We start from the raw sequence: 21602 nt of genomic DNA on the forward strand, positions 1-21602 counted from the left end.
ACCGCGTAACGGCCAATCGCGAGCAGGCTCGCTCCCACAGTAGATTTCCTTTGGCCACATTATTTGTGAACAGCAGAGATCAAATGTAGGAGCGAGCCTGCTCGCGAAGGCGTTCGATCAGTCAGCGAAGATAATCGACCAACCCGCTGTAGCAAGTCGCCAAGTGATAAGGCGTCGTCGATGGCATGTCCTTGCGGCTGACTTCGCCCTGCTCATCGCGGCATTCATACCATCCGTCCACATGCAGAAAGCGTTGCTGCAACGCCTGCAATTGGTGTTGTACCAAGGCTTCGCTGTCCGGGCGCAACGTCAGGGCGCGCAGGTATTCAGCCTGGGCCCAGATGCGTTGGGTGGCATCCTTGGGGTGGCCGTCCAGATCGAGCGACGCCCGCACTGCAGCGGTTTGCGGATCGACGCCCAGTTGCTCGGTGAACGCAAATGCACGCTCAAGCGAAGCATGCAGTTTTGAACCGCGCAGTAACGGCGAAGACTCCAGCAGGAAATACCACTCAAACTGATGCCCCGGTTCAAACCAGTTATCCACAGCACCCAGCGGTTTCTCCATCAACACGCTGTGTTGCGGGTCGATAAAACGCTTCTGCATGGCTGTACATAACTCGACCAGCGCGCGCTGCACGGCGATGTCTTCGCGCACCGACAGGGTCGCGAGGAAGGCTTCCGCCAGGTGCATCAGGGGATTTTGCAGAGGGCCGGAGTTGAGCGAGGACCAGTCACGGTCGAGGCAGGCTTCATACAGGCCGTCGCCTGTGGCGAAGCGTCGCGCCAGCACTTCCAGCGTGGCGTTGAGCACCGATTCCACCAGCGGTTCGCGAACCTTGTCCCAGTAATGGGCGCATGCGAACAGGATGAAGGCATGGGTGTAGAGGTCTTTGCGCTGATCCAGCGGCGCACCTTGCGGGTCGATGCTGTAGAACCAGCCGCCGTGTTCGGCGTCGTGGAAATGCTGTTGCAAGGAACGGAACAGCGCCGCGGCGCGATCCTCCGCAGCCGGCACCTGGCCAATCAGGCTGGAAAACAGATACAGCTGCCGCGCGCAAGCCATCGCCCTGTATCGCTGGGGCGGCAGCGGCTGATGCCCGGCGTCCAGCGCTTCATAAGGCAACGCCATGTCGGCATTCCAGCCGGGGCCTTGCCAGAGCGGCACGATCACGTCCTGGAAATGCTGTTGCACCGATGCGAACAGAGCGGTCAATTCAGGCTGGGAGGCGGAGCGGGAAACAGGCGGCATTGGCTGGCGTCGTCACGGCAGGGTTGATTGCGCGACATGTTAGCAGGCCTGAGAGATGCGGTGTCTGTCAGGCCGCCTTCGCGGGCAAGCCCGCTCCCACAGGAGTACGCATTCCAATGTGGGAGCGAGCCTGCTCGCGATGGGGTCATCACAGGCAATAAAAGATCAACCTGCGAGCAACCACACACCAGTCGCCGCCGAAGCCGCCCCAGCCAATCGAACCAACGGCGCCGCTGCTTGCGGCAACACGCGCACCACGCCATACCCCGCTGCATGCAACGCCGCCGTCGCCGCCACAAACCCCGCCGCATAAGCCCAAGGGCTCGACATGTCTGGCAACTCCAGCCCATGCGCCACACCATGAAACAGCGCAAACAAGGCAGTCGCCCCCACCGCCACGCTCAACGGCGGACGAACTGCCAACGCAACCGCCAGACCCAGCGCCAGCACCGATGCCGCAATCCCGCTTTCCAGCGCCGGCAGATTCAGTCCTTCAAAACCCAGCAGCCCGCCAACCAGCATGGTGCCAACAAATGTGCACGGCAGCGCCCAGCGCGCGGCGCCTTTCTGCTGCGCTGCCCACAGACCGACCGCAACCATCGCCAGCAAGTGATCGAGGCCGCCAATCGGGTGGCTGATGCCGGCGACCCAACCGTTGTCGCCATGGCCCGGGTGGGCGAAGGCGATGGCCGGCGTCAGCAGCAGGGCGATGGCGCCCAGAATGCGTTTAAGTGTCATGGATAAGCTTCCTTGTTGATAAGTCGTGATCAGGCTGCGGTCAGCAAGCCCTGGCGTTCGATGAAGGCGATGATCTCTTCCAGGCCCAAACCGGTTTTCTGGTTGCTGAAGACAAACGGCTTGCCGTTGCGCATGCGTTTGGTGTCGCTGTCCATCATCTCCAGCGAAGCACCCACCAGCGGCGCGAGGTCGACCTTGTTGATCACCAGCAGGTCGGATTTGCAGATCCCCGGCCCGCCCTTGCGCGGTAGTTTGTCGCCGGCCGAAACGTCGATCACGTAAATGGTCAGGTCGGACAGTTCCGGGCTGAAAGTCGCTGAGAGGTTATCGCCGCCGGACTCCACCAGAATCAGATCCAGGCCCGGAAAGCGGCGGTTCAGTTGATCCACGGCTTCGAGGTTGATCGAGGCGTCTTCGCGGATTGCCGTGTGCGGGCAGCCGCCGGTTTCCACGCCGATGATGCGCTCAGGCGCCAGGGCTTCGTTGCGCACCAGGAAATCGGCGTCTTCGCGGGTGTAGATGTCGTTGGTGACGACGGCCAGGTTGTAGCGGTCGCGCAGGGCCAAGCAAAGCGCCAGCGTCAGGGCGGTTTTGCCGGAGCCGACCGGGCCGCCAATGCCGACGCGCAGGGGTTGTGTGTTCATGTGATTCTCCAGATTTAAAGGCCCTAGGAACGGAACAGACGGCTGTACTGGCGTTCATGGGCCATGCATGCCAGGGACAGGCCGAACGCGGCGCTGCCATAGTGTTCGGGGTTGATTCGGGTGGCGTTCTGCTGGGCTTGTTGCAGTAACGGCAGCAGTTCGCTGGTCAGGCGTTGTGCTGCTTGCTGGCCGAGCGGCAAGGTTTTCATCAGCACCGCCAGTTGATTTTCCAGCCAGCTCCAGAGCCACGCCGCCAGCGCATCTTGCGGGCTGATCGTCCAGGCGCGAGCGGCCAGCGCCCAGCCGAGGGCCAGGTGCGGTTCGGGGCGCTGTTCGAGAAAGGCGCGGGCCGGCGCATCGAGCTCCGGCAAACCATTGAGCAGTTGCTGCAACGAATAGCCCATCTGCCGGCTCTCCTGATGCAGCTCGCGGGTTTCCCGGCTGGCGCGGTGTTCTTCGCAGCGTTGCAGCAACTCTGCCCAGTTTTCTTCGGCGGCGGCCACGCAATGGGCGAGCAGCAGCGGCGCTTCGAAACGCGCGAGGTTCAGCAGCAGTTGATCGCTGATCCAGCGTCGCGCGCTGTCTGCATCCTTCACCCGGCCGTTATCCACGGCCATTTCCAGGCCTTGCGAATAGCTGTAGCCGCCAATCGGCAGTTGTGGGCTGGCCAGGCGCAGCAGCGCCCAGGCCGGGTTCATAAACGGACGCCGAACTGGTGCAGTTTCGGCGGGTAGTTGAAGTCCTCGTCGCCGTGGCGCGAATGGTGATGGCCGCCGCCATAGGCGCCGTGTTCCGGCTGGAACGAGGCTTCAATGTTTTCAACACGGGCATCCAGCTGTTCGAGCATGGCCTTGAGCACGTAATCGTCGAGCAGGCGCAGCCAGCCATCACCGACTTGCAGGGCGACGTGGCGGTTGCCCAGGTGATACGCGGCGCGAGTCAATTCGAATGCGTTAGCGCATGTGACGTGCAGCAGCTGTTCGGGGCGGGCGCAGACACGGACGATGCGCCCGTCCTCGGCTTGCAGGCATTCGCCGTCATGCAGTGGCGGCTGGCCGCGCTCCAAAAACAACCCGACGTCCTCACCTTCGGCACTGAAACAGCGCAGACGGCTTTTGCTCCGGGCTTCGAAGGTCAGGTGCAACTCGGCGGCCCAGACGGGTTGAGGGTCGATTCTGCGATGAATCACCAGCATCGGGAGGCTTCCAGCAATGAACAATGCTCAGGCTAGAGCAAGGTGCTTGCCAATCGGGCGATACGTAGGAAATACCTGTCGGAGCGTAGTGGGTGTTTCAGGGTGTTGCAGAATTTTGAACTGGAATGGTGCGAGGGTTGTTTGGTGGCACCAATTTGATGCCTTGAGTACATTTTGTGGGAGTGAGCCTGCTCGCGATGAGGGAGTGTCATCCCAAACATTTGTTTTCTGACACTCCCTCATCGCGAGCAGGCTCGCTCCTACAGGGGTTATTCGGTGCTTCCGAGGCCTTGCCAGTGCTTGAGGCCGATGAAGATGAAGCGCAGCTGCTGAGTGATTTTTGCCTGGGGCGTCAGGTGCTCGGGCAGGGCCTCGGCCGGCGGATCGATGATGTCCGGCAAGGTTGCGAACACGCTTTTGACGATCAGATCAGCCATCACGCTCAAACCGGCGATATCCAGATGCTGCAGTTTCGGCATCAAGGACAGGTCAGCTGCCAGGTCCGAGCTGATGTCTTCACGCAGGCGGCCAATGGCCTGACGCACCGGTAGCGATCCGCCGTACTGTTCACGGGCGAGAAACAGGAACTGCGAGCGATTGGCCGAGACCACGTCGAGAAAGATCCGTACCGACGCGTCGATGATGCCGCCCATGACGAACTCGTTATGACGCACCAGGCGAATGGTTTCGCGAAAGGTCTGGCCGACTTCGCTGACCAGCACCAGGCCCAGTTCATCCATATCGGCGAAATGCCGGTAGAAACCGGTGGGCACGATCCCGGCGGTTTTCGCGACTTCGCGCAGGCTCAGGCTGCCGAATCCTCGACCACATTCCATCAGGTGACGGGCAGCGTCCATCAGGGCGTTGCGGGTTTGTTGTTTCTGTTCGGCGCGGGGCAGCATCGCAAGGGTGTTTTTCTGGACAGGGACAGCGGCGCACTCTAGCAAATCGGCTTCGCTGGCGTCGAACGACTATCGGGGGATCAAGCGGGGAAATGCAGCTTCAAAACGGTCAAACCCTATAAAGTCAAAAGCCCAATCCGGGGATTGGGCTTTTTTTCAGGGCCGCCATGGGCTCAGCTCACAGTGCTGTTGCGTTCGATTACACGGTCACCACCACCTTCAGCAAGGGTTTGACCTTGTGGAGTACGGTCGGAACCGTCAGCAGCCAGGGTTTGACCTTGTGGGGTGCGGTCGGAACCATCAGCAGCCAGGGTTTGGCCTTGTGGAGTGCGATCGGAACCGTCAGCAGCCAGGGTTTGACCTTGTGGGGTGCGATCGGAACCGTCGGCAGCCAGGGTTTGACCTTGTGGAGTGCGGTCGGAACCATCAGCGGCGAGGGTTTGGCCTTGTGGGGTACGGTCCGAGCCATCCTGGGTGATCAAGCCTTTTTCTTTCAGGCGATCATTACCACCTTCGGCAAGGGTCTGGCCTTGTGGAGTGCGGTCGGAACCATCGGCAGCGACGGTTTGGCTGAACACCGAGTGGCTGTCTTTGACTTGCGGAGTGGCCTGGTCAGCGGCGGGCAGAGCAAAAGCGGTGCTGGCCAGCATTGAGAGGGTAAGGCTAAGCAGTAATTGGCGTTTCATGATGGTTGCTCCTTGGGAGGGCGATAAAGTGGGTACGAGGGCAATGCTACTCTCGATAAGTCGATATAAAAGTTCATAAACGCAATGGTAATAATCAACGGAATTGATTGTTCTGCCAAAGCGCTCTAGAACGGGCGTTTCCGGCGAAGGTTTTTGCCCTGGAGTGGGTATTTTCGACCCGCTCGTGCCGCACAAAAGTGCGGGGCGGTAACACCGGATTCGGGGGCAGTCTGTCCCCGGCCGATTATTTGAGGATTAATCAGCGTTTCGGTTAAACCTGCGAGCCGTTTTTCAGTCGTAGATTTCATGGCAGGCTTGTTCTGGCCTAACGTTTCACACGTGCGTCGCAGTCAGGGCGCTCAGTCGTATCAGGAGCCCTGTGCAATGACGCGCACTCGTAAAATTGTTACCTGGACCTTCGCCAGCCTGATTGTCTTGCTGGCGGTACTGGTTCTGATCATCGTGTTCTTCGATTGGAACCGGATCAAACTGCCCCTTAACGCCAAAGTCTCTGAAGAGCTGCATCGTCCGTTTGCCATCAATGGCAACCTCGCGGTGGTCTGGCAGCGTGAGCCCGAAGAGGGCGGTTGGCGAGCCTGGGTACCGTGGCCGCACGTGGTGGCTGAAGACTTGAGCCTGGGTAACCCGGACTGGTCGAAGAAGCCGCAGATGGTCACCCTCAAACGCGTCGAGCTGCGCATTTCTCCCCTGGCGCTGCTGGCGCAACGGGTGGTCATTCCGCGCATTGACCTGACTGAGCCCAATGCTGACCTGCAGCGTCTGGCCGATGGCCGCGCCAACTGGACGTTCAAATTCGACCCCAAAGATCCGAACGCCGAGCCTTCGAGCTGGGTGGTGGACATCGGTGCCATCGGCTTCGACAAGGGCCATGTCACCCTCGACGACCAAAACCTCAAGACTCAGCTCGATGTGCTGATCGATCCGCTGGGCAAACCGATTCCGTTCAGCGATATCGTCGGCGACAAAGCCGCGAAAACCGCGCAGGAGAAAGGCGCAGCGCCGCAGGATTACGCGTTCGCGTTGAAGGTCAAAGGCCAGTACCACAATCAGAAACTCGCGGGCGAAGGCAAGATCGGCGGGTTGCTGGCGTTGCAGGATGCGGCCAGGCCGTTCCCGCTTCAGGCGCAAGTGAAAATCGCCGACACCAGCGTCGAGCTGGCCGGCACACTGACCGATCCGCTGAACCTCGGCGCCCTGGACTTGCGCTTGAAACTGGCCGGCACCAGCCTGGGCAATCTCTATCCGCTTACCGGTGTGACGCTGCCGGATACACCGCCGTACGCGACCGACGGGCATTTGATCGCCAAGCTGCATGAGCCAGGCGGCGCGGTGTTCCGCTATGAAGAGTTCAACGGCAAGATCGGCGAGAGCGACATTCACGGTAGCCTGGCCTACGTCGCCAGCCAGCCGCGGCCGAAACTCAGTGGGTCGCTGGTTTCCAATCAACTGCTGTTCGCCGACCTGGCCCCGCTGATCGGCGCCGATTCCAATGCCAAGCAAAAGGCCCGGGGTGGCGAAAGCAAGCAGCCGACGGACAAGGTGTTGCCGGTCGAGGAGTTCAAGACCGAGCGCTGGCGCGATATGGACGCCGACGTCGAATTCACCGGCAAGCGCATCGTCCACAGCGAAAAACTGCCGTTCAAGGATCTCTACACGCATCTGGTGCTGACCGATGGTGTCCTCAGTCTCGAGCCCCTGCGTTTCGGCGTGGCGGGCGGCAACCTGGATGCACAGATTCGCCTCAATGGCCGGACCGAACCGTTGGAAGGCCGGGCCAAACTCACCGCGCGCAAGTTCAAGCTCAAGCAGCTGTTCCCGACCTTTGAACCGATGAAAACCAGCTTCGGCGAGCTCAATGGCGATGCCGACATCACCGGCCGCGGCAACTCGGTGGCCAAGCTGCTGGGCAGCGCCGATGGCAATCTGAAAATGCTGATCAATGACGGTGCCATCAGCCGTGAGTTGATGGAGCTGGCCGGGCTCAACGTCGGCAACTACGTGGTGGGCAAGATCTTTGGTGATAAGGAAGTGAAGATCAATTGTGCAGCGGCCGACTTCGACATCAAGACCGGTTTGGCCACCACTCGATTGTTTGTGTTCGATACCGAGAACGCGATCATCTATATCGATGGCACCGCGAACATGGCGACGGAGCAACTGGACCTGACGATTAACCCGGAGTCCAAAGGCTGGCGATTGATTTCGTTGCGATCGCCGCTGTATGTGCGGGGCAAGTTCATCAAGCCGGATGCGGGTGTGAAGGCTGTGCCGCTGATTTTGCGGGGCGCGGGGATGGTTGCGTTGGGTCTGATTGCGGCGCCGGCGGCGGGGTTGCTGGCGTTGGTGGCACCGAGCGGGGGTGAGCCAAATCAGTGCGCGCCGTTGCTGGAGCAGATGAAGGCGGGCAAGGCGCCGGTGACCGTCAAGCCCACCAAGTAAATCTGCGGCGTCCGTCAGGACGCCTTCGCGGGCAAGCCCGCTCCCACATTGTTTCTGTGAATACAGGTCCATTGTAGGAGCGAGCCTGCTCGCGATAGCAATCTGACAGGCGCTACAAATCTTTCAGAATGTCAGCCATATCATCCGCATGCTCTTCTTCCTGAGCCAGGATGTCTTCGAAGATGCGCCGGGTCGTCGGGTCTTTTTCGCCAATGTACTGAATGATCTCGCGGTAGCTGTCGATTGCGATCCGCTCGGCGACCAGGTCTTCATAGACCATCTCTTTAAGTGAATTACCCGCCACATATTGCGCGTGGGAGTTTTTCGACAGCAGGTCAGGGTTGAACTCCGGTTCTCCGCCGAGTTGCACGATACGTTCGGCCAGACGGTCGGCGTGCTCGGCTTCTTGTTTCGCGTGTTCGAGAAATTCATCGGCCGCGACGTTGGCTTTCAAGCCGCTGGCCATGAAGTAGTGGCGCTTGTAGCGCAATACGCAGACCAGTTCGGTGGCCAGCGATTCGTTGAGCAGGCGCAACACTTCATCAATGTCAGCGCTGTAGCTTTCGGTCACCGCACCGTTCTCGACGTTCTTGCGGGCACGTTCGCGAAGGGTGGTTACATCAGACAAATGCATGTCACTCATCTCGTTCTCCTGGAGGCTAATCCGGTTTGCGTCACCTTCTAGAGAAGTGATCGCTGCGTAAGGTGTGAGTGACGGGCACGGCGAAAAGTTTTATGTAATTGGGCATTTGCCGATCAGGGTTGAAGCAATCACGCCAAGGCGTGTCCAGACAGCAATGCCTCCTCGCGCAACCACGCAAAGAACGCCCGAACCGGCGGATGTCGTTCGCGCCCAGGCACGCAAAGCGCGCTGTAGCCGGCGCCATCCACCTGGATCTCGCCGCGATAAGCCACCAGCAAACCGCTGGCCACGCTTTCCGACACCAGAATGTTGCTCGCCAGTACCAGGCCTTGCCCGGCGATCGCCGCTTGCAGGGCGTAATGCTCTTCGTCGTACTCACGGACCGCCGGTTCTCCCGTCAGCCAGGCCTCGCCGGACTGCGCGCACCAGGCCGCCCAGCCGTGGGCGTACAGTTTGGAGTTATGCCAGCGCACGCTGATCAGCGTGGGCGCCCGATCAGCCGCCAGGGCCACTTGCTCGGGCGAGCCATAGACACCGAACGATTCGTCGAACAGGCATAGGCCATAAAGGTTCGGGTAGTCACCAAGGCTGTAGCGCACCACCAGATCGACGCTGGCGTCCTGATGCAAATCGATGACCTCGCAATGGGTATCCAGGCGCAGGCTGATGTTCGGATGACGGGCGTAGAACCGACCCAATCGTGGCACCAGCCACAGCGCGGCGAAGGCTGCCGTGGTGGAAATCGTCAGGCTCGCGCCGCTGCGTTGCGGGCGCAGGGTGTCGACGCTTTGCGCCACTTCCAGCAACGCGCCATGCAGGCTGCGGAACAGCCGTTCGCCGCAGTCGGTCAGGCGAACTTGCCGTGGCAGCCGCTCGAACAGCGGCACACCGAGCCAACTCTCCAGCGAACGAATCTGATGGGACACCGCCGTTGGCGTCACCGAGAGTTCTTCGGCGGCAGCCTTGAAACTGAGCAGGCGTGAGGCAGATTCAAAGGCGCGCAGGGCGGTCAGCGGCAGCGAGGCAAACATTCAAACACTCCATGGATGAAATGGATTCATCCGGACTGATTTCTACTCAGTTGAATAAGGGCGGCTGCGCGCTACAAGCTGCAAGCCACAAGCAGTTTTAGTTTAGCCCTCAAGGAGATTCAGATGAGTAAGATTCTTGCAGTCCACGCCAGCCCGCGCGGCGAACGTTCTCATTCCCGGCGTTTAGCCGAAGTGTTTCTGTCGGCCTTGCAGGCGCGACATCCCGAGTCTCACCTGACTCGCCGGGAAGTCGGTCGGGCCTTGATACCGCCGGTCAACGAGGCCTTTGTGGCCGCGGCGTTTTACCCCGAGCCCAACGCACGACCGCTGACGATGCAGGCCGATCTGGCATTCAGCGATGAACTGGTCGGCGAGTTGCTGGGCCACGATCTGCTGGTGATTTCCACGCCGATGCACAACTTCAGCGTGCCCAGCGGCCTCAAGGCCTGGATCGATCAGATTGTGCGGCTCGGGCTGACGTTCAATCACACGCTGGACAATGGCGTGGCCCAGTACGAGCCGTTGGTGCGAGGTAAAAAAGCCCTGATCGTCACCAGTCGCGGCGGCTTCGGGTTCGGGCCGGGCGGTGAACTGGAGGCGATGAACCATGCCGATCCGTTGCTGCGCACCGCGCTGGGATTCATCGGCATCACCGACATCACCGTGGTGGCCGCTGAAGGCGAAGAGTCCGCCGCGCGCACTTTCGAGATTTCGGCGGCTGAGGCCGAGCAGCGTTTGCTGACCCTGGCCAGGGAGTTTTAGGTGGCCTGGTGGTTTCTGCTGATCGCCGCCGGGTTCGAAGTCACCTTCGCCATGGGCATGAAGTACGCCGAAGGCTTCACCCGGCTTTGGCCATCGCTGATCACGGTCGTGGCTGCCGTCGGGGGGATTTACTTCCTGACCCTGGCCATGCGCGAGTTGCCGGTGAGCATCGCCTACCCGATCTGGACCGCCATCGGTTCACTGGGCACGGTGTTTCTCGGCTTTGCGTTGCTGGGCGAAAGCCTGACGGCGATCAAGCTGGTGTCGGTCGGGCTGATCGTGGCGGGCGTGGTGGGGCTGAAGTAGGGCGGATGTCATAGACTGGTCGTCGAGTTGTCATCTTGGGTGACGATGCTTGGCTGATGTCTTGCATCGCGCCTTGCTTCATCTCACCGATCACAAGGATGTTCGCCCATGTCGCAAGGTTCCGCTACGCGTTACCCGTTGGTGCTGGTCCCGGGAATGCTCGGGTTTATCCGTCTGGTGTTGTATCCGTACTGGTACGGGATCATTTCAGCGTTGCGCCGGGGCGGGGCGACGGTGTTTGCGGTGCAGGTCTCGCCGCTCCATTCCAGTGAGGTGCGCGGTGAGCAGCTGCTGGCGCGGATCGAAGAGATCCTGCGGGAAACCGGGGCCGAGAAGGTCAACCTGATCGGCCACAGCCAGGGTTCGCTCACGGCCCGTTACGCGGCGGCCAAACGCCCGGATCGCGTGGCTTCTGTCACTTCTGTCGCGGGGCCCAATCATGGCTCGGAACTGGCGGATTATCTGGAAAAACATTATCCGGCCGACAGCGCAAAGGGCCGGCTGCTGGCGTTTTTACTGCGGGTGATCGGCGGGTTGATGAGCCTGCTGGAAACCGGCTATCGCGGGCCGAAATTCCCTGTGGATATCCATGCTTCCCATGAGTCCCTGACGACTGCCGGGGTGGCGCTGTTCAATCAGCGTTATCCACAGGGCCTGCCTGAAACCTGGGGCGGTCACGGGCCGGAAGAGGTCAACGGCGTGCGCTATTACTCCTGGTCCGGGACGTTGCAGCCGGGCAAGACGGATCGCGGGGGCAACCTGTTCGACGGGACGAATCGCAGTTGCCGGTTGTTTGCCAGAACCTTCGTGCGCGAAACGGGGCATTGCGACGGGATGGTCGGGCGTTACAGCTCGCACCTTGGGACGGTGATTGGCGATGAGTATCCGATGGATCACTTCGACATCGTCAATCAGTCGCTGGGGCTGGTGGGGAAAGGGGCTGATCCGGTGCGGTTGTTTGTCGAGCATGCGGCGCGGTTGAAAGCGGCTGGCGTTTAGCCGTCCTGTGGCGAGGGGGCTTGCCCCCGTTGGGCTGCGAAGCGGCCCCCTGCAACTCTTCAGACTTACTGAGTTGGCTGGTTTTACGACTGCTGCGCAGCCGAACGGGGGCAAGCCCCCTCGCCACAGAGGTTTACGCCCTGCCGAGCACCGTGGTCCAACGCTCCGAAATCACCACCCCACCCAACGTCAACACCCCACCCACCAAGTGGTACATAGCCAGTTGTTCATGCAGCACCGCCGCCGCAATCAGCGCCGTAATCAACGGCAGCAAATTGAAAAACAGCGTGGTCCGGCTCGGCCCCAGGCGAATCACGGCCTGCATCCACGCCAACGGCGCAAGCATTGAAGCCAACAGGCAGGCATAAAGCACCAGCGGAATATTCTGCAAGGTCGGGCCAACCTTTGGTGAAGCGACAAACAATGGAAACAGCACCACCACCGCCACCAGCACCTGCAAATACAACAACACCAGCGGTGGCAGACGCAGCTGCCATTTCTTCAACAGGGTGCTGTAAATCGCATAGGCCAGCGTGGCAATCAGCATCATCGCGTCACCCAGGTTCACGCCATGCTCCAGCAGCGCCCCCAGGCTGCCGGACGACACCACCACCAGAACCCCGGCAAACGACAGCACCGCGCCCGCCAACGCGCCCGCCGTCAAACGCTGGCCAAGGCTGACAATTGCCATGGCCAGCGACATCAATGGCATCAGCGACAAAATGATCCCCATGTTGGTGGCCGTCGTCAGCGTTGCGGCGAAGTACGCCAAGCTTTGATAGACCGCCATGCCGAGCACGCCAAGGATGAAAATCTTGCCCAGGTTCGGGCGAATCAGCGGCCATTGAGCGATCACCGGTTTGAGCATGAAGGGCGTGAACAGAATTCCGGCCAGCAGCCAGCGGTAGAAACCAATCTCGGCGGGAAAGATCGCCCCGGCTGACATCTTGGTGATCACGGTGTTGCCGGCCCAAATGAAAATGGCCAGCAGGGGATAAGCGTATTGCATCAGAAAAAACCAGAAGCATAAGTGAGGGGCAATTATCCGCCTGTCTGGATGCAAGCCTATACTTCGATCCAGACAACCTGCCCCTGATGACGGACAGCATGACCAGTAAACACATTGCCCTGCTCGACTTCCCGGAACTGCCGTCCCCGGTGTACTTCCGTTATGCCGACTTCGATACCCACGAATACGCTTCGACCCATCGTCACCCGTGGGGCACTCTCGAGTATTCGGCCAACGGTGTGTTGCACATGGAAATCGGTAGCCGCCGCTTCATGTCGCCGCCGCAGTACGCCGTGTGGGTGCCGCCCGAGACCGAGCACAGTTTCTACAGCAATCAACCGATCAACTATCGCGCGGTCTGCCTGGCGCCGACGTTGTGCCACGCGCTGCCACAGCAAGCCTGCACGCTGGCGATCAGCGACATTCTCAAGGCGATCCTCAAGGACTTCGCCGCTCGCGACGTGAAGATTCCCGAACAGGACGCCGACAAACGTCTGGCGCAGGTGCTGGTCGACCAACTGCAACAGGCGCCGGTGCACGAATGTTATCTGCCGTACGCCAGCAGTCCCGGTCTTCTGGCGATCCTCCAGGCATTGAACGCCGACCCGGGTAATCACCAGCCACTGGCGCATTGGTCGGCGCAGGTGCATGTCAGTGAGCGGACCCTGGCCAGGCAGTTCGTCCGCGAGTTAGGCATGAGTTTCGGTGAGTGGCGCCAGCGACTGCGCTTCCTTGCCGCAATCGAGGCGCTGGAAAGTCCGCGCAGCGTGCAGGCCATCGCTTTCGATCTGGGTTACAGCAGCGGTTCGGCATTTATCGCCATGTTTGCGCGTCAGGCCGGGTGCACGCCGGAGCATTATCGACGTAACAGCGTGTATTGATCCCTTCCGAGAACTTTCTTACGCATTAGTTCGAACTTTGCTTCTGGTAAATAGGCTGTTGATGAAGGATTCTGTGAATTAAATATAAATATGCACAAGTTGTTCGGAATTCATTAATTGATATACAAGAGGCGGCAGGATTTTTATTCTTCTGCAAGTTATTATTGTGGGTAAGTAATATGTTTGCGTGTTTGAACTTATTCACAATCGGCAGCGACGCCACAGTCAATTACAAGGATGAAGATTCATGGCAGCCAGACGGCCTCCCAGAGGCAATACCAGCCCCGACACTCACAGACCTGTCTCGACAGGGGGTGGAGAGACACCGCGCCCTGACACCTCGCGGACCGATGCCCCACGGGTCGATACTCCGCGAGTCGATGTCGACCCGGTGACGGGAGCAGGCCGGCTTGATTTGTCCGGGACGAGCAGAATCCCCGAGAGCATCGATACGCCCGCAGCCGGCACGTCGTCGATAGCAGCCAGCGATAGGGTTTCCAGTTCCAGCTCTAGCTCCACTTCCAACTCCACTTCCGCAATCGCATCGGCGCAGCATCCGCTGACAGCCTATCGGGTTCCTGCGACGGGCAAATTGACAGAAGCCAACGCCGACGGCTTGCGAACATTCCGAAACCGTCTGTATGCCGAGGTTGCAGACGTTGGCATCGTACAAGTTGGCAAAGACCCTGAAACCGGGCTGTACCGCGCCAAGCTGCCTAATGAACTGACCGCTACTGGCCCCGTACTCATACGCGATCCGGTCGGCAAGCTGTGGCGCCTGCAGACTGAGCCCGAGCGCGTGACCGACCCTCGATATGCTTACCAGCGGGTGATCGAAGGCGAGCGGCCGTATGCATGGGATGAGCAGACCCTGATCAACCGTCTCGGTTCGCAGGCTCAAGGTCTGGAAGAGGCCGGCGCCGATATACTTGCAGTGAGTCGCGCCGATATAAATGCAGTCCGACGCATGTACGCCAACCATGAGCGCATCATCCCCTTGCTTCAGGACACGGTGGCCCGGTTCAGGATTGATCGCGAGATGGGTCGCTTCATCGACAACCTGCGCAGCGATCGTGCGCAAGATTATTTGCAGGCCGATTTGTTATTTCAGTTCGAACTGCTCAATGTAATTTGGCCAGACAAGGCGATGTCATTGCTGGATGCCAATGGCAAGGTGCTGAGCACAATTGAACGTGAAGGCTCATCACCGGTGCCCATACCACGCGATCAATTGCTCGACGGCGACCTGCTCAAAACCGTGCTGTCGCATCTGGATGAGGCTGAAACAAAATCCCTGCTGAACGTTGCGTCCGATGAACCGCCGGCCACGCTTGAAGCGAATGCCAGGCACCTTAGGCGCGAACTTGCACAGCTGGCTGACCCGTATAAAACCTACCTGTTTGATCAACGTTATCGCGATGTCGATAAGGCCACGACTACCGAAGCGCTATTCGTTCAGGAGCAGTTGAAGTTGCCGGGAGTTGTGGCGCGAGAGCTGGTAGACATCGCCACGCCGGCAGAGTTGGACAAAATCAGGCGTGGGATTCTCCCCGAAAGACTTCAAACCCTGGGTCACTGGGCGCTTCAGGACATCCTTGTCAGCCGCGCGTACGAAGGTTTTTATCTGGATTCGGTCAATTCGCCTGATAACTTCACGCTGACTCTATATACGTCGGGAGCTTTGGGGCTCTGGGGGGAAGACATTCGCATCGAAATTCGTCAGGACAGTTTCGATGGCGAACTGTTGGGCGCATTCGGTCAAAGTAACGTGACGACTCACCTGACTTTCGTAGAGGACGGATACGGGACTTACCGGGCTCACGATGTCGAAGGCAATGCCCTGTATCCCGCTACAGATTTCTACAATTCGATCCTTGAAACGTTTTTGGTCGATAAGCGCGAGTCACTAAAAATCAGTGATGTAAAAAGTTTGTAAACCTGTTTGCGCAGGAATGCGTTGATGCCGTACCGCTTACTGGAACTCCTGCCCAATCTCCCGCAACCGTATCGGTCCACGTTCGACCCGGACTTCATGCGGCTTCGCGCAGGGCCGCCAAGTTCTATTGGGGAAGTGGCACAGTTGCAGTTCATAGCGGGTAAATATAAAGAGCTGATTGATCTTTCGTTTCATGAATCGACTCCGATGATTGAAAGATACAACTTCTTGCGCGGTTTGAAGTTGTTGCACGAGCGATTTTCTGATGAATGCGTTTTATCGATGCATTACGCAGTGATCAAAGCTAACGGTGAGGGGAATAATCAGCCAGTCCTCGACAGCATTGAAGTATTACCCGAATTGCAGTCACTCATACGGCCTGAGCAGTTCGACGCCTTGACCGGGCGTCTGTTTACCGAAGAGGGCCTGGTGCCGCTCACGGAGTCGGAACGAAATCTGGGCATGTATGCGCGGAATCTGGAACAGACCGGGCGCGCCAATGAATACCAGGCGCTGATACGTTCAGTCCGGGAGAACGGTGTAACGTCGAATCCGAAGCTGAGGGATTTAAGTGAATATAGAGAGTTGCTGTTCGAAGACGTAGCCACGTCCGGGGAGCCGATTCAGGTGTCGGCTCAAATCATGGCCAACTTGAAAATGGCACAGGAAGCGATCTATCGAGCCAAGGAGCTCTTGCCGTTGTCGAGTAATCAGTTGGCGAGCATGTGGGAGAAAGGCGGTTCGGCAATCGCGGGTATTAAACACCTCAGGGGAATGGACCTTGGGGCGGAGAGCGTGTTCACCTCGGACCTGACAATCGCGCAAGCGTCAGAAAAGGCCATCGCAATCAAGGGCGGCAATTGCTCGGAGAACTCCAAAGTCACGTTTTCGATCCTCGCCAGCCAACCCCGGACGTCCGCTATTCACATCGTCAAAGTCTCCGGGTTTGACCATCAGTATGTGGTGATTGGTGATGATTTGAGCAATCTCAATGGATTGGTCGTCGCTGACTCCTGGCCGGAATTTCCCGCCGCGCACCTGGCCAGCAAAGGGACATTCGAGTTTGTAACGACGCCCTTGGAGACACTGCCCGCAGGGCCGGCCGTGGGCGAATACAGGTTTATCAATGACACGCCACCAGGCCCGGCGACATTGCCCGCGGTTTCTGAGGCAAACACGTATCGACAGATAAAAATGAACAAGCTGTATCTGAAGACGGCGCGGACATACGTCCAATGGACGTCATTGGATAAGCTTGGCCAGACCTATGCTGTCGAGGGAGGCACACCAGTTTCCTTCGAGCGGATGCCTGCGTTGGTCATTGAAAACCGGATTAATGCATACACACGATACCGGGAGGCATTCAAGGATCTTCTGGGCGAGGACACAGATACCGATTGAAGACCCTCTGATGCGTCGTGGATGAAGGTGTAACAGGGGTTGTCTACACTCCAGATTGAGGCCGCACCCCTTGGTGCGGCAACAAGGAGAAACTCCATGAAGATATTGCGTGTCCCTTTGTTGATGATCGGTTTGCTGCTTTGCGCCCAAGGCTTCGCTGCCACCGAGCAACAGAACAAGATGACTACCTGCAACGCTGACGCCACCGCGAAAAGCCTCAAGGGCGATGAGCGCAAAGCCTTCATGAGCACCTGCCTCAAAGCGGCGCCGGCCGCCAATGACGCGAAAGCCCTGACCCCTCAGCAAGAGAAGATGAAAACCTGCAACGCCACCGCGGCTACCCAGGCTTTGAAAGGCGATGCGCGTAAAGCCTTCATGAGTGATTGCCTGAAGAAAAAATAGATAACTTAGTCATAGGGGGCGGCAGATTGTGGCGGCTGTGAGGGCCCCTTCGCGAGCAAGCCCGCTCCCACATAAGTCCTGCGAACACAGATCCATTGTGGGAGCGGGCTTGCTCGCGAAGAGGCCGGCATGGACGCTGCAAAAAATCGCCAATGCCCCACTAAGGTCGACCTACACAATCCCTAGTGCTGGCCTCCGAACGCTGGCAGACTGCCAATCCTTTTACGTCGTTCGTTTTGAGGCTGTATGCCCACGTTTTCTCAACGCCAAGTTCTGCTGCTGATCAGTTGGGTCATCATTTTTGGTGGTTTGCTGCTGGTGATCCCGCTGCGACTGCTGCCCAGCCTCCTGGCCGGTTTGCTGGTGTTCGAACTGGTCAACATGCTCACCCCGCAATTGCAGCGGCTGATCGAAGGTCGGCGTGCGCGTTGGCTGGCGGTGGCGTTGTTGGGGACTTTGGTGGTCAGTGTGTTGACGCTGATCTTTGCCGGCGCCATTAGCTTTTTGCTGCACGAAGCGGAGAACCCCGGGGCATCTCTCGACAAATTCATGGTTGTCGTCGACCGTGCGCGCGGGCAACTGCCGCCGTTCATCGACGCCTATCTGCCCGCCAGTGCCGCCGAATTCCGCGTGGCGATTGGCGAGTGGATGAGCAAACACCTGAGCGACTTGCAACTGGTGGGCAAGGACGCGGCGCACATGTTTGTGACGCTGCTGATCGGCATGGTGCTGGGGGCGATCATTGCCTTGCAGCGCGTGCCGGACTTGACCAAGCGCAAGCCATTGGCCGCCGCGCTGTTCGACCGCTTGCACCTGCTGGTCCAGGCGTTTCGCAACATCGTGTTCGCCCAGATCAAGATTTCCCTGCTCAACACCTTCTTCACCGGGATTTTCCTGGCGGTGGTCCTGCCGATGTTCGGCATCAAGCTGCCGCTGACCAAAACCCTGATCGTGCTGACGTTCCTGCTAGGGCTGCTGCCGGTGATCGGCAACCTGATATCGAACACCCTGATCACCATCGTCGGCCTGTCGCTGTCGATCTGGGTGGCCGTGGCGGCGCTGGGTTACCTGATTGTTATCCACAAGCTCGAATACTTCCTCAACGCGCGCATTGTCGGCGGGCAGATCAGCGCCAAGTCGTGGGAGTTGCTGCTGGCAATGCTGGTGTTCGAGGCCGCGTTCGGCCTGCCGGGGGTTGTGGCGGGGCCGATTTATTACGCGTATCTGAAGAGTGAGTTGAAGCAGGTGGGGATGGTTTAACCACCACCCGATCGTTCCCACGCTCTGCGTGGGAATGCCGCCATGGACGCTCTGCGTCCGCTGTTGAGGCTGTGACGCCGAGCGTCACGGGATGCATTCCCACGCAGAGCGTGGGAACGATCACTGCGGGATCAATCCATCGTGCCGTAACGCTTCATCGCCTCAATCGCCAGCCCGCTGCCGATGCTGCCAAAGATGTTCCCTTCCACATGCCGCGCATTCGGCAACATCGCCGACACGCTGTTACGCAGCGCCGGAATCCCGCTCGAACCGCCGGTGAAGAACACCGTGTCGACCTGATCGACACGCACGTTGGCGTCGTTCAGCAATTGCGTGACGCTGTTGCGTACGCGCTCCAGCAGGTTGTCGATGGCCGATTCGAACAGTGCCCGGCTCAACTCCACGCTCAAACCCGGCTCGATGCGGTCCAGCGGCACGTGGCGGCTGTCGGCGTGGGTCAGCTGGATCTTGGTTTCTTCCACTTCCATGGCCAGCCAGTGGCCGGCGCGCTGGTCGATCAGCTTGAACAGACGATCGATGCCGCCGGTGTCTTCGATGTCGTAACGCATGCTGCCCAGCGCCAGAGTCGACTTCTGCGAGTACACCGAGTTGATGGTGTGCCAGGTCGCCAGGTTCATGTGGTGGCTGGTCGGCATGTAGGCGCCGCTCTTCATGCGGCTGCCGTAGCCGAACAGCGGCATCAGGCCTTGCAGGCTCAGCTGCTTGTCGAAATCGGTCCCGCCGATGTGCACGCCGCCGGTGGCGAGGATGTCATCGTGACGGTTGTCGTGGGTGCGACGCTCGGGGGACAGGCGCACCAGCGAGAAGTCGGACGTACCACCGCCGATGTCGACGATCAGCACCAGCTCTTCCTTTTCGATGGTCGACTCATAGTCGAATGCCGCTGCAATCGGTTCGTACTGGAACGAAACGTCCTTGAAGCCGATGGCGCGCGCGACGTCCACCAGGGTGTTTTCGGCTTCCTGGTCGGCCAGTTCATCGTCGTCGACGAAGAACACCGGGCGGCCCAGCACCACTTCATCGAACTCCCGACCGGCGGCGGTTTCGGCGCGCTTCTTCAGTTGACCGATAAACAGACCGAGCAGGTCCTTGAACGGCATCGCCGTGCCGAGGACGCTGGTGTCGTGCTTGATCAGCTTGGAGCCCAGCAGGCTCTTGAGCGAGCGCATCAACCGGCCTTCATAGCCTTCCAGGTACTCGTGCAGCGCCAGCCGGCCGTACACCGGGCGGCGTTCTTCCATATTGAAGAAGACCACCGAGGGCAGGGTGATCTTGTCGTCCTCCAGCGCGATCAGCGTTTCCATGCCGGGGCGCAGCCAGCCGACGGTGGAGTTGGACGTGCCGAAGTCGATACCACAGGCACGGGCTGGAGATGCGTTTTTCATGTCTTTCGAGTTCCGGTTAAAAAACGGCCGCGCAGTGTATGCCAGTGCGGCGAATATTCGAAGGCCGACTATCCGCTAAATCTCAGCTATTAGCGCCTTGAAAGACTATCCTTTGCCCCAAACTTGTCTGCATTGGGCCTGGCAGCCACAGGACGGTCGCAAGAACCGCCCGCCGCTGCCGATAAACTTCTGATGCGCTGCCCGGTCAACAACTTGAGATCGGTCAACCCGACGTCTGCCAATGAGCGCAGACTGCCGGTGGCGGCGCGATATCGATAACGGATGGTGATTCCCTCGATGGACTTCAAAGACTATTACAAGATTCTCGGTGTGGAGCCGACGGCTGACGACAAGGCGATCAAGGCCGCCTATCGCAAACTGGCGCGCAAATACCACCCGGACGTCAGCAAGGAAAAGGACGCCGAGTCCAAGTTCAAGGACGCCTCGGAAGCCTACGAGGCGCTGAAAAGTGCCGACAAACGCGCCGAATACGACGACTTGCGCAAATACGGCCAGCATGGCCAGCCGTTCCAGGGGCCGCCGGGTTGGCAGGGTCGTGGCGGCGGTGGTTTCGGTGGTGGTCAGGACTCGGGCGATTTTTCGGACTTCTTCAGTTCGATCTTCGGCAACCGTGGTCCGGGTTTTGGTGGTGGACAGTCAGGCCGCAGCGCCGGGCGTCGAGGGCAAGACGTGGAAATGGAACTTGGGATTTTTCTGGAAGAAACCCTCTCGAACGAGTCGAAGAAGGTCACTTTCCAGGTGCCGCAGTACAACGCTGCCGGCCAGCATGTCAGCAACACCAGTAAAAGCCTGAACGTGAAGATCCCGGCCGGCGTGGCCGACGGCGAGCGCATCCGCCTCAAGGGTCAGGGTGCGCCGGGCACCGGTGGTGGCGCCAATGGCGACCTGTTCCTGATCATTCGCTTCGCGCCGCACCCCAAATTCGATGTCGAAGGCGAGAACCTGATCATCACCTTGCCGCTGGCTCCCTGGGAATTGGCGCTGGGCACCGAAGTGGCAGTGCCTACACTGACAGGCAAGATTAACCTCAAGGTGCCGGCCGGCAGTCAGAATGGCCAGCGCATGCGCGCCAAGGGCCACGGTCTGCTGAACAAGGCGGGCGAACGCGGCTTCCTGTTCGTGCAATTGAAGGCAGTCATGCCCAAGACGTCGAGCGATGAGGTCAAGGCCCTGTGGCAGGAACTGGCAAAAAAAGCCGCTTTCGACCCGAGAGAAAATTTCTGATCCAAGAGACGGAGTAGCCCCTCATGAGCGCCCCCCTGATCGTTCAACTGGACATGGCAGAATTCTGTGAGGCGACCGACCTGTCGGACGTCTACGTGATCGAAATCGTCGAGCACGGCATCCTCGAACCTCAGGGCACGCAGCCCAAGGATTGGCGTTTCAACGATTATGAATTGGCCCTGGCCAAGCGTGCCGCCAAGCTGCGGCGCGACCTGGAACTGGAGTGGGAAGGCGTCGCCCTGGCGCTGGACCTGCTTGAAGAGGTCCAGCAGCTGCGGGCCGAGAATCGCATGCTCAAGCAGCGGTTGGGGCGGTTGGTGGTCGAGTAGGTGTTCTGATGGTTTTGTGTCGCTTGACATGGCCCCTTCGCGAGCAAGCCCGCTCCCACATTCGTCCGTATTCCTTCTGGAGGAACCCGATCCAATGTGGGAGTGAGCCGGCTCCGGG

Annotated in this window: 22 protein-coding genes; 11 read left to right on the forward strand and 11 right to left on the reverse strand. The window is 59.4% G+C overall.

Annotated features, from left to right (window positions below; all coding sequences use genetic code 11):
* Window positions 1-121: 121 nt before the first annotated feature.
* The 7 genes from ACA070_RS02760 to ACA070_RS02790 form a co-directional block, all read right to left on the reverse strand.
* The gene (locus tag ACA070_RS02760; protein ID WP_497449939.1) at window positions 122-1249 is read right to left on the reverse strand and encodes an AGE family epimerase/isomerase; all 1128 of its coding nucleotides are present in this window, start codon (window positions 1247-1249) and stop codon (window positions 122-124) included.
* Between the two features lie 165 nt (window positions 1250-1414).
* Window positions 1415-1987 carry a HupE/UreJ family protein gene (locus tag ACA070_RS02765; RefSeq protein ID WP_497449940.1) on the reverse strand — a complete coding sequence of 191 codons (573 nt, stop codon included), beginning with the start codon at window positions 1985-1987 and terminating at the stop codon, window positions 1415-1417.
* 29 nt (window positions 1988-2016) lie between these two features.
* Window positions 2017-2631, reverse strand: a complete 615-nt coding sequence (gene ureG / locus ACA070_RS02770; RefSeq protein WP_497449941.1) for an urease accessory protein UreG — start codon at window positions 2629-2631, stop codon at window positions 2017-2019.
* A 23-nt stretch (window positions 2632-2654) separates the two neighbouring features.
* Window positions 2655-3329 (reverse strand): urease accessory protein UreF, encoded by a 675-nt coding sequence (locus ACA070_RS02775; protein WP_497449942.1) that lies wholly within the window; start codon window positions 3327-3329, stop codon window positions 2655-2657.
* Window positions 3326-3826: an urease accessory protein UreE gene (gene ureE, locus ACA070_RS02780; protein ID WP_497449943.1), complete on the reverse strand. Its 501-nt coding sequence runs from the start codon at window positions 3824-3826 to the stop codon at window positions 3326-3328. Before ureE ends, ACA070_RS02775 begins: the two co-directional genes overlap by 4 nt.
* A gap of 269 nt (window positions 3827-4095) precedes the next feature.
* Window positions 4096-4728 carry a TetR family transcriptional regulator gene (locus ACA070_RS02785; RefSeq protein ID WP_010464134.1) on the reverse strand — a complete coding sequence of 211 codons (633 nt, stop codon included), beginning with the start codon at window positions 4726-4728 and terminating at the stop codon, window positions 4096-4098.
* 173 nt (window positions 4729-4901) lie between these two features.
* Window positions 4902-5414 carry a hypothetical protein gene (locus tag ACA070_RS02790; RefSeq protein WP_497449944.1) on the reverse strand — a complete coding sequence of 171 codons (513 nt, stop codon included), beginning with the start codon at window positions 5412-5414 and terminating at the stop codon, window positions 4902-4904.
* A 384-nt stretch (window positions 5415-5798) separates the two neighbouring features.
* On the opposite strand from ACA070_RS02790, the gene ACA070_RS02795 reads away from it, so the two are divergent.
* On the forward strand, window positions 5799-7874 hold the full coding sequence (locus ACA070_RS02795) for an AsmA family protein (protein WP_497449945.1): 2076 nt from the start codon (window positions 5799-5801) through the stop codon (window positions 7872-7874).
* Between the two features lie 112 nt (window positions 7875-7986).
* Here ACA070_RS02795 and ACA070_RS02800 read toward each other — a convergent pair whose 3' ends face one another.
* Together ACA070_RS02800 and ACA070_RS02805 are read right to left on the reverse strand one after the other, a co-directional pair.
* Window positions 7987-8517 carry a ferritin-like domain-containing protein gene (locus ACA070_RS02800; RefSeq protein WP_497449946.1) on the reverse strand — a complete coding sequence of 177 codons (531 nt, stop codon included), beginning with the start codon at window positions 8515-8517 and terminating at the stop codon, window positions 7987-7989.
* Window positions 8518-8645: 128 nt separating this feature from the next.
* Window positions 8646-9548: a LysR substrate-binding domain-containing protein gene (locus ACA070_RS02805; RefSeq protein ID WP_497449947.1), complete on the reverse strand. Its 903-nt coding sequence runs from the start codon at window positions 9546-9548 to the stop codon at window positions 8646-8648.
* Between the two features lie 123 nt (window positions 9549-9671).
* Here ACA070_RS02805 and ACA070_RS02810 point away from each other — a divergent pair, with 123 nt between their 5' ends.
* The 3 genes from ACA070_RS02810 to ACA070_RS02820 all read left to right on the forward strand — a co-directional run bounded on the left by ACA070_RS02810 (window position 9672) and on the right by ACA070_RS02820 (window position 11615).
* On the forward strand, window positions 9672-10310 hold the full coding sequence (locus tag ACA070_RS02810) for an FMN-dependent NADH-azoreductase (RefSeq protein WP_497449948.1): 639 nt from the start codon (window positions 9672-9674) through the stop codon (window positions 10308-10310).
* Window positions 10311-10616 carry a DMT family transporter gene (locus ACA070_RS02815; RefSeq protein ID WP_462028782.1) on the forward strand — a complete coding sequence of 102 codons (306 nt, stop codon included), beginning with the start codon at window positions 10311-10313 and terminating at the stop codon, window positions 10614-10616.
* Window positions 10617-10724: 108 nt separating this feature from the next.
* Window positions 10725-11615 carry an alpha/beta fold hydrolase gene (locus tag ACA070_RS02820; RefSeq protein WP_497449949.1) on the forward strand — a complete coding sequence of 297 codons (891 nt, stop codon included), beginning with the start codon at window positions 10725-10727 and terminating at the stop codon, window positions 11613-11615.
* Between the two features lie 133 nt (window positions 11616-11748).
* Here the strand turns inward: ACA070_RS02820 and ACA070_RS02825 are convergent, their stop codons facing one another.
* On the reverse strand, window positions 11749-12624 hold the full coding sequence (locus ACA070_RS02825; RefSeq protein ID WP_497449950.1) for a DMT family transporter: 876 nt from the start codon (window positions 12622-12624) through the stop codon (window positions 11749-11751).
* Between the two features lie 98 nt (window positions 12625-12722).
* Here ACA070_RS02825 and ACA070_RS02830 point away from each other — a divergent pair, with 98 nt between their 5' ends.
* The 5 genes from ACA070_RS02830 to ACA070_RS02850 all read left to right on the forward strand — a co-directional run bounded on the left by ACA070_RS02830 (window position 12723) and on the right by ACA070_RS02850 (window position 18504).
* Window positions 12723-13505 carry an AraC family transcriptional regulator gene (locus ACA070_RS02830; RefSeq protein ID WP_497449951.1) on the forward strand — a complete coding sequence of 261 codons (783 nt, stop codon included), beginning with the start codon at window positions 12723-12725 and terminating at the stop codon, window positions 13503-13505.
* Between the two features lie 247 nt (window positions 13506-13752).
* Window positions 13753-15441 (forward strand): hypothetical protein, encoded by a 1689-nt coding sequence (locus ACA070_RS02835; protein ID WP_497449952.1) that lies wholly within the window; start codon window positions 13753-13755, stop codon window positions 15439-15441.
* A gap of 24 nt (window positions 15442-15465) precedes the next feature.
* A complete protein-coding gene (locus tag ACA070_RS02840; protein ID WP_497449953.1) occupies window positions 15466-16842 on the forward strand; it encodes a hypothetical protein in 1377 nt (458 codons plus the stop codon).
* 96 nt (window positions 16843-16938) lie between these two features.
* Window positions 16939-17244, forward strand: coding sequence for a PsiF family protein (locus tag ACA070_RS02845; RefSeq protein WP_497449954.1), 306 nt, complete (start codon window positions 16939-16941; stop codon window positions 17242-17244).
* Window positions 17245-17490: 246 nt separating this feature from the next.
* Window positions 17491-18504, forward strand: coding sequence for an AI-2E family transporter (locus tag ACA070_RS02850; RefSeq protein ID WP_497449955.1), 1014 nt, complete (start codon window positions 17491-17493; stop codon window positions 18502-18504).
* A 131-nt stretch (window positions 18505-18635) separates the two neighbouring features.
* Here ACA070_RS02850 and ACA070_RS02855 read toward each other — a convergent pair whose 3' ends face one another.
* On the reverse strand, window positions 18636-19910 hold the full coding sequence (locus ACA070_RS02855; protein WP_076028828.1) for an Hsp70 family protein: 1275 nt from the start codon (window positions 19908-19910) through the stop codon (window positions 18636-18638).
* Between the two features lie 297 nt (window positions 19911-20207).
* On the opposite strand from ACA070_RS02855, the gene ACA070_RS02860 reads away from it, so the two are divergent.
* Both ACA070_RS02860 and ACA070_RS02865 read left to right on the forward strand, forming a co-directional pair.
* Window positions 20208-21155 carry a DnaJ C-terminal domain-containing protein gene (locus ACA070_RS02860; RefSeq protein WP_497449956.1) on the forward strand — a complete coding sequence of 316 codons (948 nt, stop codon included), beginning with the start codon at window positions 20208-20210 and terminating at the stop codon, window positions 21153-21155.
* A gap of 23 nt (window positions 21156-21178) precedes the next feature.
* Entirely contained in the window at window positions 21179-21484 is a 306-nt protein-coding gene (locus ACA070_RS02865; protein WP_462028774.1) for a chaperone modulator CbpM, read from the forward strand.
* Window positions 21485-21602: the final 118 nt, after the last annotated feature.

Source organism: Pseudomonas sp. LBUM1678 (assembly GCF_059695575.1).